The organism is Undibacterium sp., assembly GCF_030683615.1.
GTDB classification, from domain to species: Bacteria; Pseudomonadota; Gammaproteobacteria; order Burkholderiales; family Burkholderiaceae_D; genus Undibacterium; species Undibacterium umbellatum.
This window is the reverse complement of record NZ_JAUXQE010000036.1, coordinates 32,991-45,845: the sequence shown is the minus strand read 5'-3', so window position 1 is coordinate 45,845 and position 12,855 is coordinate 32,991. Positions and strand designations below refer to the sequence as shown.

General features: G+C 50.6%; 9 protein-coding genes. 3 read left to right on the top strand and 6 right to left on the bottom strand.

Annotated elements, in window-relative coordinates; all coding sequences use genetic code 11:
• Positions 1 to 55 precede the first annotated feature (55 nt).
• Both Q8K39_RS18595 and Q8K39_RS18590 read right to left on the bottom strand, forming a co-directional pair.
• Positions 56 to 1,222, bottom strand: a complete 1,167-nt coding sequence (locus tag Q8K39_RS18595) for an ABC transporter substrate-binding protein (RefSeq protein WP_305262571.1) — start codon at positions 1,220 to 1,222, stop codon at positions 56 to 58.
• Between the two features lie 52 nt (positions 1,223 to 1,274).
• Complete coding sequence (locus Q8K39_RS18590; RefSeq protein WP_186951946.1) at positions 1,275 to 2,261, bottom strand: fumarylacetoacetate hydrolase family protein; 987 nt, start codon at positions 2,259 to 2,261, stop codon at positions 1,275 to 1,277.
• Between the two features lie 187 nt (positions 2,262 to 2,448).
• Here Q8K39_RS18590 and Q8K39_RS18585 point away from each other — a divergent pair, with 187 nt between their 5' ends.
• A complete protein-coding gene (locus Q8K39_RS18585) occupies positions 2,449 to 4,185 on the top strand; it encodes a methyl-accepting chemotaxis protein (protein WP_305262568.1) in 1,737 nt (578 codons plus the stop codon).
• 80 nt (positions 4,186 to 4,265) lie between these two features.
• Here the strand turns inward: Q8K39_RS18585 and Q8K39_RS18580 are convergent, their stop codons facing one another.
• Complete coding sequence (locus Q8K39_RS18580; RefSeq protein ID WP_305262566.1) at positions 4,266 to 5,372, bottom strand: hypothetical protein; 1,107 nt, start codon at positions 5,370 to 5,372, stop codon at positions 4,266 to 4,268.
• 378 nt (positions 5,373 to 5,750) lie between these two features.
• Here Q8K39_RS18580 and Q8K39_RS18575 point away from each other — a divergent pair, with 378 nt between their 5' ends.
• Together Q8K39_RS18575 and Q8K39_RS18570 are read left to right on the top strand one after the other, a co-directional pair.
• The gene (locus tag Q8K39_RS18575; protein ID WP_305262564.1) at positions 5,751 to 7,595 is read left to right on the top strand and encodes a DUF885 family protein; all 1,845 of its coding nucleotides are present in this window, start codon (positions 5,751 to 5,753) and stop codon (positions 7,593 to 7,595) included.
• Positions 7,596 to 7,806: 211 nt separating this feature from the next.
• A complete protein-coding gene (locus Q8K39_RS18570; RefSeq protein ID WP_186951950.1) occupies positions 7,807 to 8,691 on the top strand; it encodes an HDOD domain-containing protein in 885 nt (294 codons plus the stop codon).
• A gap of 77 nt (positions 8,692 to 8,768) precedes the next feature.
• Here Q8K39_RS18570 and Q8K39_RS18565 read toward each other — a convergent pair whose 3' ends face one another.
• From Q8K39_RS18565 to prpF, 3 genes are all read right to left on the bottom strand, one after another.
• A complete protein-coding gene (locus Q8K39_RS18565; protein WP_305262561.1) occupies positions 8,769 to 10,658 on the bottom strand; it encodes a propionate--CoA ligase in 1,890 nt (629 codons plus the stop codon).
• A gap of 59 nt (positions 10,659 to 10,717) precedes the next feature.
• Entirely contained in the window at positions 10,718 to 11,443 is a 726-nt protein-coding gene (locus Q8K39_RS18560; protein ID WP_305262559.1) for a hypothetical protein, read from the bottom strand.
• A 151-nt stretch (positions 11,444 to 11,594) separates the two neighbouring features.
• The gene (gene prpF, locus Q8K39_RS18555; RefSeq protein ID WP_305262556.1) at positions 11,595 to 12,785 is read right to left on the bottom strand and encodes a 2-methylaconitate cis-trans isomerase PrpF; all 1,191 of its coding nucleotides are present in this window, start codon (positions 12,783 to 12,785) and stop codon (positions 11,595 to 11,597) included.
• Between the last annotated feature and the right edge of the window lie 70 nt (positions 12,786 to 12,855).

Sequence of the window (12,855 nt, the reverse complement as noted above, 5' to 3'; positions counted from 1 at the left end):
TCATTTCTTCCGAAGTGAGCGCGTCCTTCTTATTTCTTAAAGCTGGAAACAGGTTTCAACCACCATACGCATAGACAAATTTCCCGCCCTGGATCTTGCCCATGACACGCGAGCGCTGGTCCAGTCCTACATGGTCAGTCGCACTCATATTGATCACCCCCTGAGGCACGACCAGGTCTTTGGTTTTTTCCAGCGCAGTGCGCAAGGCGAGTCGAAATGCCTTGCTGCCCGGCTGTGCAGTTTTCAAGGCAAGGGGAATTGCATTCGCCAGTAATATGTATGCACCCCAGGCATCGCCAGCAAACTGCGTTGCGCTGCCAGCACCATAGGCGGCCTCATATTGCCGCACAAAATCAGTAGAGACTTTTTTCACCACATGTTTTTCAGGCAATTGCCAAGCCACCACGGCTGGTCCGGTAGGGAATAAAGTACCCTCGACATCCTTGCCGCCCAGCTTTAAAAACTCAAGACTGGCGATACCATGAGTCTGGTAAATCTGTGACTTGTAACCACGCTCTATCAGGGTCTTTTGCGGCAAGACTGCAGGCGTGCCTGAACCAGCAATGAGCACCGCATCCGGCTTGGCTGCCATCATCTTCAAAACCTGCCCTGTAACGCTGGTATCGGTACGGGCGAAACGTTCATTGGCCACGACCTTGATATGCCGCAGCTCAGCCAGTTTGGAAAATTCACGCCACCAGCCTTCACCATACGCGTCAGCAAAACCGATGAAGGCTACCGTCTTTACGCCATGGTCAGCCATATGTTGCGTCAATATGGTAGTCATGTGAGTATCATTCTGTGGCATCTTGAAAGCCCAGGCACGCTTGGCATCCATGGGTTCAACGATACTGGCCGATGCTGCCAGGGTAATCATGGGCGTTTCGTTTTCTGCCACTGTTTCCAGCATTGCCAATGCACTGGGCGTCGTATTTGGGCCAACGATGACATCAACCTTTTCTTCTGTGATGAGCTTGCGCGCATTCTTTACTGCAATGCCGGGATCGCTAGCGTCATCCAGCAGGATGTACTCCACTTTCTTGCCGCCAATCTCTTTCGGCCACAGCATGATGGCATTTTTGGATGAAGCACCGATAGCTGCTGCCGGACCCGTCGTTGACAGATTAATGCCCACCCGTATTTGCGCCTGCGCTGCCAGGCTACTCAGGCTCAAAGCGGTGACAACAGCAGTACGCAAGGAATAAGAAAAGATCAAAGACATGCTGTGCTCCAGAACAGGTTTTTCAGGATATTGGATTGATTTCAACCCATGTTTACAAGTCAGGTTCAGCCACGCTCTGATCTATCGCCCCAAAGATGGATTTACCATTTTTATCCAGCATTTCTATCTTGATGCTGTCACCATATTTCATAAAAGGAGTAACAGGCTCGCCGACAGCGATCATTTCCAATGCGCGTTTTTCAGCGATGCAGCTATAGCCTTTGCTTGCATCCTTGTTCGAGACTGTGCCAGAACCGATGATGGTGCCTGCTCTCGCATTCCTGGTTTTGCACAAATGCGTGATCAATTGCGGGAAGGAAAACACCATATCCACACCTGCATTGGGTTGCCCGACCAGCATGCCGTTGACACTGGAGCGGAGTGCCAGATTGACTTTACCACCTTTCCAGGCCTCACCCAGCTCGTCTGGCGTCACTGCCACTGGTGAAAAACTGGACGCCGGTTTGGACTGAAAAAAGCCAAAGCCTTTCGCCAATTCTGCCGGGATCAGGTTGCGCAGGGACACATCATTCACCAGCATCAGCAGGCGTATGTAGTCACCTGCATGCTGCACCTTGACACCCATGGGCACGTCCCCAGTCACAACAGCAATTTCACTTTCAAAATCGATGCCCCACTCCTCAGAACCCGTAACAATATCGTCACATGGGCCGATGAAGTCATCGCTACCGCCCTGATACATCAGGGGGTCATGCCAGAAACTGTCAGGCATCTCGGCATTCCTGGCCTTTCGCACCAACTCCACATGATTGACATAGGAAGAGCCATCTGCCCACTGATAGGCACGCGGCAATGGGGCCATGCAGTTTTTTGGTTCAAAATCAAAACTATAGGCTGCACGCCCTGCATTGAGGCGGTTATATAATTCTTCTAGCTGTGGCTGGATAAAATTCCAGTCATCCAGCGCGCGCTGCAAGGTCGGCGCTATGCCGTCAGCGATGGCCGCAGTCTTTAAATCACGGGCCACCACTACTAGCTGCCCATCCCGCGAACCGTCTTTGAGTGTTGCAAGCTTCATAAATCCTCTGTATTGATCAGGTATTTTACGATTTTACCTGAAGGGCTCATCTAATTTGTCAGGAAACTGACAGGCACAACGACCAATGACCAATTTACTTAGCAGAACGGCGCGATTTTAGGTATGCTAAAACTTGGAACCGCTGTTGCCCGCCTCCCTCAATCTGATCTGTACAGGAATTGCAGCCATGAACTTCAATAATCTTAAAATCAGGGTACGTCTCAGCTTTGGCTTTGGTATGACTTTGCTAACCATGTTGTTCATGGTCGTCATCAGCGTAGTGAGATTGAATGACATTGCCGATCACAATAAACAAATCCTGGAAAATGATGCGGTCGGTGTCGCCAGTGCACTGGAGATCTCTGCCCTGATACAGGAAAACGGCAGCCGTACTCTGGAGTTGTTTATTACACCAGACCAGAATGCCCGCACTGGCCAATATACTGCTATTGATGCGAACAAGAAAAAAATAAGTGCTCTGATTGAAACATTAAAGAGACTTGCCTTGACCCCAACAGAAAAAGAGGCTGTTGAAAAACTGACCGCATCCAATGCAGCATTTGTCACGGCTTTCAGTAAGACTGGGGATCTGATCGAGCTGGATCAAAAAGATGAAGCCGTCGCCATGATGGGAAAATCCACCTTCCCTGCATTAAAGCAATCTCTGATCGATATAGACAAGCTCAGCACCATAAAAAAAACGGACATGAATGCCAATGGCGAGGAGATCAAAAATATCATCATGTTCTCGCGCAATCTGATGATCGTTCTGGGTATCATCGCCCTGCTTCTCAGTGCCGCTTTCGGTGCCTGGATAGCGCGCTCGATCACTGGCCCACTGGATGAGGCTGTCAAAGTTGCTACCAAGGTTGCCAATGGGGATTTGACAGGCCGTATAGAAGTACGCTCGCGTGATGAAACCGGGCAATTGCTTAGTGCCCTGGCAGATATGAATAATAGCCTGGTCATGACCATCAGTCAGGTGCATAACAGTACAGAGATGATCTCTACTGCATCAGGCGAAATTGCTTCTGGCAATGCAGATTTGTCCAGCAGGACAGAATCCCAGGCCAGCTCACTGGAAGAAACCGCATCCTCGATGGAAGAATTGACTTCTACTGTCAAACAAAACGCAGACAATGCACGTCAGGCTAATCAACTGGCGATCTCTGCCACAGAAGTTGCCACCAAGGGTGGTCATATCGTCAGCCAGGTCGTCAATACCATGGGCTCTATCAAGGATAGCTCGGGCAAAATTGTCGACATCATCGGGGTGATTGACGGCATCGCCTTCCAGACAAATATCCTGGCTTTGAATGCGGCGGTAGAAGCCGCCCGCGCAGGTGAACAAGGCCGTGGCTTTGCAGTGGTTGCGGCCGAAGTCAGGAACCTGGCACAGCGCAGCGCCAGCGCTGCCAAGGAAATCAAGACTCTGATTGATGACTCTGTTGAGAAAGTCAATCAGGGAAACAAGCTGGTTGAAGATGCTGGCATGACCATGGATGAAATCGTCACATCCATCAAGCATGTAGCCGACATCATGAGTGAAATCACCGCTGCCAGCCAGGAACAAAGTGCAGGCATAGAACAAGTCAATCTTGCCATCGCTCAAATGGATGAAATGACACAGCAAAACTCAGCCCTGGTTGAGCAGGCAGCGGCAGCAGCCGAGAGCATGCAAGAACAAGCTGGCGCTCTTGCGCAGGCCGTCAGCGTTTTCAAGCTTGACAGTGTAGTCAATAGCAAAAATGCTTCTCAGCCCGCCCTTGCCGTCAATAAGGTCCGCAGCAAACCGCCAACAACGACCACCTTAAAAATCAGCAAGGCACCTATAGCAAGCAAATCCGCACAAAAACCGGCTGCAAAAACGTCGAGCATGGAAAAGCCACCCGCTGGCGGCAACGATGATTGGGAAGAGTTTTAATCTCAAGTACGATTGGTTATATTCAAAAAAAAGCACAATTTCCTAAAGAGACTGTGCTTTTTTTGAAAATTGCAGGCAGATCATACCGACAAATCAACCTGCTGCAAGCTATGCGCCCTGCCATCCTCACTCAGCCAGATACCAGAAGAACGAAGCTGTCCATCAGATTGATTTTGCGTATTATTCAAAGCGAACTCTGTGCTCACATTGCCCAGATACAGCGCACCCACATTGGCTTGTTTCAAGCTTTGCAACTGATCTTTGCCGCTACTGTCCTTAGTCCAAACTTTTAATTTGTCAAAGACCGCATCGTTTTCATCTATCCAGTGATTGCCATCGCTATCATAGGCGGACAGCTCAGAAAACCCATTACCCGTGCCGGGTCCAAACAACTCACTGCCATTATTGATCTTGCCATCATTGTTTTTGTCCAACGCAAGAAAGCCAGCACCTTTAACAAAAGATATGTTCTCTTTTTTACCATCGCCATTTAAATCAAAGGAAAATTTCTGCGATGTTAATTGCGCAGAATGGCCATCAAAATTGATTACCAGAGGATCAACTTTCTTGCCATCACCCAGCCTGATATTCGTGCTGCTTTCTTCGTGATAGCTACGGTTGAGCTGGAATGACAGATCAAAACTGATTTCTCTATTGTCCGCCGTCACGATCTTTCCACTGGCCTGAAAAGAGGTTTGCTCGGTTTCGGTATAAGAATGATGTGTGTCTATTTCCACACCCCACCCGGCTTGTTTAGGCCCGGTCGCCTGGGCGGGCGTTACCGCCTCAGTTGGCACTGGCCGCGCGGCCGCTGGTGCTGGCGCATCACTCTGCTGTATATCCGCACTGCTCAAGAGATTGATTTTCTTACCTGTCATCAATTCCACGAGATATCTGATCAGGCGTATGCGGGGATCATTCTCTGCTTCATCACTGGCTTGCTGAACTGCCTCAGCCGCAGATGCAGCGGAAGCGGTTCCTGTCGGCGCGGCCTGCGCAGCCCAGCCCGCATCTGAGATTCTTACATTCGTCGAAGCGTCCCTCGTATTGGCTGGCAATCTGATACTGCTGCCTTCAAAATCCGGGCGCTTATTGCCGACCCAGGCACGCAATCTTTCTTGCGTCTCCATTGTCGTTGTCGCTGCATGTTGTGATGACAGAGAAATATCCGACGATGCAATTTTCATGATGCGCTCCAGCCATGGGCCGTTAAACCAACAAAAACCTGGAACACATACCAGCAAACATTGCATTTTCAAGACACGACAACGGTCCTCGCGGCTTCTGTGACAGGACGCGATCACGCATGGCTTGTCTGCCCAATATCTGTTCCATCCGCACGCATTTCGAAAGCCTTGAACATTCAAATGGAATATGCGTGATCTACACAGGTAACGGTAAAAGAACAAAAAGCTTTATGAAAAAAACGGCAATATGCCAGTTTTTTTTGACTCGTTTCTGCCCGCACGGGAACTGCCACACGTTGTCCAGAGTCATAGCAAACTCGTGCGCGCATAGTGGTATGCTTGCAAACTATTTTATTTTTTCATTTTCTGGAAAGTCTTATGCTCAAGTTGCGCCTTTTAACTAGTGTCCTGATTTCTGCTGGCGTACTTAGTTGCACCAGCGTTATGGCGGCGAGTGACACTGCCTCAGCTAAAGACAAACATGCTGTAGTTGCACAATCGGGGCTGCAAGGAAATCTAAAACAAAGCCAGCAACTGAGTAAGCTTGCAGATGAATACTATGACAAGCAGGCTGCTTACGATCCCCTGGAGGCGACCTATAACGGTGACACTCGCTATGATGACAAGCTGCCCATGAACTTGTCGCAAGCAGTACGCGCCAAACAAGTCGCCATGTGGAAGGATATTTCCAGCAAATTGGCAGGTATCAAACGTGAGCAATTATCGGCAACAGATGCTGTCACCTATGACTGCCTGGACTACGAACTCAAAGCCAATCTGGACATGGCAAAATTTGATGATCATCTTTTACCGATCAATCAGATGGAAAACGTGCCAGTGACCCTGGCCCACTTTGCCTCGGGACAGAGCGCGCAGCCCATGAAAACGGTGAAACACTACGAAGTCTTTCTGCGTCGTCTGGTGCAATTGCCAACATGGATGGGACAGGCCACCAGCAATATGCGGGAAGGTGTGAAGCGCGGCATCGTCCTGCCAAAGGCATTGGTCAGCTCGGTCCTGCCCCAGTTTGCGCAACTGGTGACTGATAAAGTCGAAGATCATGCCTATTTTGCACCAATCAAGAATTTCCCCAATGGCTTCAGTGAGGCTGAAAAGCAACGTCTGAGCAAGGAATACAAACAGGTTCTGACAAAGAAAGTCTTGCCTGCCTTGCGTCAGTTTAACCAATTCCTGACCCAGGATTATCTTGCTGCCAGCCGCAACAGCAGTGGTTTCAGCGCCTTGCCAGGGGGTGATGTCTGGTATCGTGCCCTGGTACGCGACCAGACCACAACCAGTCTGGACCCTGAAACCATCCATGCCCTGGGCTTGAAAGAAGTGGCACGCATACAAAGTGAATTTGTCGCCCTTGGCCCCAAGTTGGGTTACAGCGGTGAACCGGCAGGTTTGCCTGCCTGGATAGATACACAAAAACAGTATCGCCCCTACAAGACTGAAGCTGAGGTGCTTGATGGTTATCGACAAATAGAAAAGATGGTCAATGCCAAGTTGCCTGAACTGTTTAACAAGGTGCCCAAGGCCGCACTGGATATCCGTGCAGAACCAGAAATCAGCCGCGAGACTGCATCTGACCATTATACTCAGCCTGCCATAGATGGTTCGCGCCCAGGCGTATTCTGGGCCGTCATCAACAATCCGGCCGACTATAGCACCGTCGGTATGAAAACCCTGTACTTGCATGAGGGCCAGCCTGGCCACCATTTCCACTTGGCAACATTACAGGAATTGGACATCCCCAAGTTCCGCAAGTTTGGTGGCAATAATGCCTATACCGAAGGCTGGGCACTGTATGCTGAAACCCTTGGTAAAGAGATGGGTTTGTTTGAAAATGATCCTGCTGCTTACCTGGGTCATCTGACGGATGAACTATTGCGCGCCACGCGCCTGGTGGTTGACACTGGCCTGCATACCAAGGGCTGGACACGTGAACAAGCTATCCAGTATCAACAGACAACACTGGGTTACAGCGAAGCCGTTTCCCGCCAGGCAACGGAACGCTATATGGCTTGGCCAGGGCAAGCCCTCGGTTACAAGATAGGCTCATTGAAAATCGTTGAACTCAGACAAAAAGCGAGTAGCATCCTGGGCAAGCGCTTTGATCTGCGTCAATTCCATGATGTCATACTCAGCGATGGCACACTGCCCCTGGCATTATTGGAAGCTAAAGTAAATAAGTGGATAGACAGCCAAAAGACAAATTGAGCAAGTTTGGATTTATTTTCTATCGCTTGATTGACCTGCAACACTATCTGAAGCAGAATGAAATCATGTGAATTCATTCTGCAAAAACAGGCAATGAATAGAACCCAGGACTGGACTTATTAAGCAAAAGACAAGATAAGCCCTTTGCTGACCGACTGGGTGTTCATTGCACCCACCATATGTTTGTTTAACGTGTGCAAAAGACATAGCGATGAATAAAATCGATGCGCTCAACAGCATAGCTGAACAAGCCAAACGGGGAGAACTGATTTTCCCGACGAATGTTGCGGCTTCCCTCAAGATACAACAAACCCTGGACGACCCTGAGTGCAGTATCGAAACTGCAAGCAAGCTGGTTCTGAATGAGCCCTTCCTGGCTGCCCGCATGGTTGCCATTGCCAATTCGGCAGCTTACAACCGTGGCAATGATGTCACCAACGTCAAGGCAGCCATTAGCCGCTTGGGCTTCCGCACGCTGCGTGCCGTGGTCGCCTCGTTGGTAGTACGGCAGTTGGCTGGCACCAGCAAAAACAAGCAATTGCTGGCCATGACCAATAAGTTGTGGGAGCATACCGCCCAGGTTGCAGCGCTATCGCGCGTGATAGCGCGACGCATCACCAAGCTGGACCCGGACACTGCCATGTTTGCCGGTATTGTGCATGAAGTAGGCAATTTTTACTTGCTGTCACGTGTCGATGAGTTTCCATCCCTGCTGGAACGTGACGAGCCTGCACCAGACTCCAGCCTTGATGATTTGCCTTCTTTCACTGATACCATCATCGACCGCGAATCAACCGAATCGCAGATAGGCGCAGCCGTCATCAAGAGCCTGATGCTGCCACAAGCCGTGGTTGAGGCGGTTGAAGCCCTGTGGTTCGGCTTGCGTGCCATGCCGCCAGAAACTCTTGGAGATACCTTGTTGTTGGCGAATGAACTGGCAACTACGCATTCACCTATGGATATCCATTCGTATGCGGAAGAGTCTGAACAGTGTTCTTCAGAAATTGATTTCGTTGTCGGCGATGGCACACTCAATAGCATCCTGGAAGAGTCGGAAGAAGAAGTGAAAACCCTGGCAGCAGCCCTGCAACTCTGAACTTGCTCTGAACCTGTCTGTGTGCAAAACCAAAGGGAGCAAATGCTCCCTTTGGTTTTGTGCCTAATTGTTAATACTCAAGCCGTCAGCGCTGCCTGAATTTGCTGCAAGGAAGAAGGGTCTTCTATCGTCGTCAAATCCCCAGCTTCACGTCCTTCGCAAATCGCCTGTATGGATCGGCGCAGCAACTTACCGGAGCGGGTTTTCGGCAACATGCTGACAAAATGCACACGTGACGGTCTTGCAACTGCCCCTAGCTGCTTGTCAACCACACTCATGACCTCGGCTTCCAACGCCCGCTTTTGTTCTGGCGTTTCAGCCAGTTCAGGATTTTTGAGTATGGCAAAAGCCACAGCCACTTGGCCCTTTAGCTTATCTTCCACACCCACCACCGCCACTTCAGAAATTTGTGGATGGCTGGAAATGCTCTCTTCTATCTCACGGGTACCCAGCCTGTGCCCTGCAACATTGATGACATCATCGGTGCGGCCAAGGATGAAGTAATAGCCATCAGCATCCCTGATGCCCCAGTCAAAGGTTGAATATAATTGCTCATGCGAGAAATTGGACCAGTAGGTATTTACAAAACGCTGGTCGTCGCCATACACGGTTTGCATGCAACCTGGTGGCAACGGCCCTTTGATAGCAACTACACCTTTTTCATTGGCTGCACATTCTGCACCCGTGTTTTCATTGATGATGCGTACGTCATAACCGTACATGGCTACTCCTGGACTACCGAGGCGGGTGGCGGTCTGCTCAACGCCACGCGCGACCGACAATATGGGCCAGCCAGTCTCGGTTTGCCAGTAATTGTCGACAATGGGCACGCCAAGCTCGGTTGCTATCCAGCTTGAAGTAGTTTCATCAAGCGGCTCACCTGCCAGGTAAAGAGCTTTGAGCGAGGACAAATCATATTTGCGCATTAGCTCAGGCGGATGCTTTTTCAAGACGCGCACTGCAGTCGGCGCCGAGAACATACGCGTGACCTTGTATTTCTCGACGATGCTCCACCAGATGCCAGCATCAGGGCGTATAGGCGTACCTTCATACATGATGGTGGCCATACCAGCAATTAACGGACCATAGACGATGTACGAGTGACCCACCACCCAGCCTATGTCCGAAGTCGCAAAATAGGTTTCTCCCGGCTTGCCGCAGAAAATATGCTTCATCGACGACGCCAGCGCCACTGCATAACCACCGACATCACGCTGCACACCTTTGGGCTTGCCCGTCGTACCCGAGGTGTACAAGACGTAGGACATGACGTTTGATTCCAGCCAGGTTACAGGTACTTGTGCATCCAGATGCTGCGCTCTGGCTGTCGCATAATCAACATCACGCCCGGCCACCAACTTCATTTCGTCCAGACCGCGATTCACCAGCAAGACATGTGCAGGTTTGTGCTCAGCCAAGGCTATGGCCTCATCCAGCAAGGGTTTATATGGCACAGCTTTACCACCTCGCATGCCAGCATCAGCCGATACCACCAGTACAGGCTTCGCATCATCAAGCCGCGTACCCAGGCTCTTTGAAGCAAAACCACCAAACACGACGGAATGCACGGCACCTATGCGGGCGCAGGCGAGCATGGCAAACGCCGCTTCGGCAATCATGGGCATGTAGATCAACACCCTGTCGCCCTGCTTGACACCCAGGCTAAGCATGATGGCAGCCATGCGCTGCACTTCTGCATGCAACTCGGTAAAACTATAAGTTTTTTCGATATTGGTTTCAGTAGAAATGGCGATCAGCGCGGGCTGGTCTGCCTGGGTAGCCAGCCAGCGATCGACAGCGTTATGGCAGAGATTGGTTTCACCGCCGACATACCATTTGGCAAATGGTGGTTTGCTATGATCCAACACCTGATCATAAGGCTTGTGCCAGTCTATCAGTTTGGCTTCCTGGTCCCAGAAAGCTTCGGGCGCTTGTATGGATTTTTGATAAAAAGCAGCATAAGACATGGTATCTCCTTCATTTTATTATCACTGGAACCGCATTTTTTACAATTTACAATCAGGACTCAGGCAAAGCCGCTCCTGCGCTGTCGCGCCCGAGGACTGAATTCCACCCATCTAAACAAGTACATGATCGCCATCTTGGTGATGGCACTGACCGTCGCCAAAAACAATAAAGGCCAACCAGTCTGCAAACCCATGGCAAAGGCAAACAAGATCGTCGTCACATCCATGGCCAAAATGAACTGGCTCATTTTCAACGAGACCGCGCCGGTTTTACCAGACTTCCAGATCAGACTGATCTGATGCGCATATCCCTGGGCCAAAAACAGGGTAACCAGCACGATCAGGCTTTGAGAAACCTCGCGACCTTCATCTATAAAAGTTCCATCAAAAACCCTGCTGATCATCAGCCCCGACAAGGCCAGGAACATGATGACTGCCGCCATCATGGAAGAAGCAAAAGCAAGTTTGGTCTTGCGGTCTGTATAAATTTCCCACAACAAAACCAGTATCAGCATCGCTGCTATCATCCTCGGCCAGACAATGAAATGATTGAATGGCCGTATGGAATAACCATAAACAAAGAATGAGCAATACGCCAGGAAGCTGACAGTGAACTGGTTTAAGGACAGCAAGTCAGTCGGCTTTTCGCTCTCACTACCATTCACTCCAAGCGCTGTCCGTGCCGCAGCCTTTCTATCCCAAACCATCTTCACCTGTGACCAGATCCCGTACAGGCTGATCAGTATAAAGATGGAGTTCAAACTGCCGGCGAGGGTGTACCACATGCTTATCCTTCATTTCACAGTTTTTTTGCACAAAAATCCGGGCGCAAACCTGCCATGCACTCAGGTGCTTCCACCTGAGTGTTGGTTATGTTTATCTTGAATTACTTTGCTTGCTGCAGGCTTACCAGGCACGCCAACAGCCAAAAAAGAATCAGAAGCCGCCACCGGGTATGCGTACCCAACCTTCCATGAGCACACGTGCGCTGCGGCTCATGATGGCCTTGGTGACACTCCATTCGCCGTTGACTTGCGTCGCTTCTGCGCCCACCCGCAAAGTGCCGGATGGGTGACCAAAACGCACCGCAGTGCGTGTACCACCGCCAGCAGCCAAATTCACGAGGGTGCCGGGGATTGCTGCCGCAGTACCGATAGCCACGGCTGCTGTCCCCATCATCGCATGATGCAGCTTGCCCATGGACAGGGCACGTACCAGCAAATCGATATCCGCTGTCTGGACTTGTTTGCCGCTGGACGAAGTGTAGTCAGCAGCCTTGGCAACAAAAGCTACCTTGGGAGTATGCTGGCGTTGTGCCGCTTCAGAGATATCCTTGATCAGACCCATACGCAATGCGCCATGCGCACGTATAGTCTCAAACATGGCAAGAGCCTTGGCATCACCATTGATGGCATCCTGCAATTCAGTACCTGTATAGCCTATCGCTTCTGCATTGATGAAGATGGTGGGAATACCGGCGTTGATCATGGTTGCCTTCAGCATACCGACACCCGGTACGTCCAGGTCATCGACCAGATTGCCAGTCGGGAACATCGAGCCACCTGCACCCTCTTCATCGGCTGCCGGGTCCATGAATTCAAGCTGTACTTCTGCCGCCGGAAAGGTGACTCCATCAAGTTCAAAATCACCAGTTTCCTGTACTACCCCTTCGGTCATCGGCACATGGGCAATGATGGTCTTGCTGATATTTTCCTGCCAAACACGTATCGTGGCAATACCGTTTTGAGGCAGACGCTCAGCATCAACAAGGCCAGCACTGATGGCAAAGGCACCGACAGCGGCGGACAGGTTGCCGCAATTGCCGCTCCAGTCAACAAAAGCTTTATCTATAGCCACCTGGCCAAACAGGTAATCAACATCGTGATCTGGCTTGCTACTTTTTGAGAGAATGACAGTCTTGCTGGTGCTTGATGTCGCACCACCCATGCCATCGATCTGCTTGCCATATGGGTCGGGGCTGCCTATCACGCGCAGCAGCAAGGCATCACGTGCTGCGCCTGGCTGTTGCGCAGCCTCGGGCAAATCCTGCAGGCGAAAAAACACACCCTTGCTGGTGCCGCCGCGCATATACGTCGCCGGGATTTTGATCTGTGGAAGATGGGCCATAGTCTTAAATTCTTTAAAATTTGATTCAGAGGCAGCACTACTCAATCAAGAGTAGTGCTAGCACGCAGTG

Bases quoted from the DNA above. Each gene is read 5' to 3' on its own strand.
- Q8K39_RS18595 (WP_305262571.1), bottom strand. From the start codon at position 1,222: ATGTCTTTGATCTTTTCTTATTCCTTGCGTACTGCTGTTGTCACCGCT.
- Q8K39_RS18590 (WP_186951946.1), bottom strand. From the start codon at position 2,261: ATGAAGCTTGCAACACTCAAAGACGGTTCGCGGGATGGGCAGCTAGTA.
- Q8K39_RS18585 (WP_305262568.1), top strand. From the start codon at position 2,449: ATGAACTTCAATAATCTTAAAATCAGGGTACGTCTCAGCTTTGGCTTT.
- Q8K39_RS18580 (WP_305262566.1), bottom strand. From the start codon at position 5,372: ATGAAAATTGCATCGTCGGATATTTCTCTGTCATCACAACATGCAGCG.
- Q8K39_RS18575 (WP_305262564.1), top strand. From the start codon at position 5,751: ATGCTCAAGTTGCGCCTTTTAACTAGTGTCCTGATTTCTGCTGGCGTA.
- Q8K39_RS18570 (WP_186951950.1), top strand. From the start codon at position 7,807: ATGAATAAAATCGATGCGCTCAACAGCATAGCTGAACAAGCCAAACGG.
- Q8K39_RS18565 (WP_305262561.1), bottom strand. From the start codon at position 10,658: ATGTCTTATGCTGCTTTTTATCAAAAATCCATACAAGCGCCCGAAGCT.
- Q8K39_RS18560 (WP_305262559.1), bottom strand. From the start codon at position 11,443: ATGTGGTACACCCTCGCCGGCAGTTTGAACTCCATCTTTATACTGATC.
- prpF (WP_305262556.1), bottom strand. From the start codon at position 12,785: ATGGCCCATCTTCCACAGATCAAAATCCCGGCGACGTATATGCGCGGC.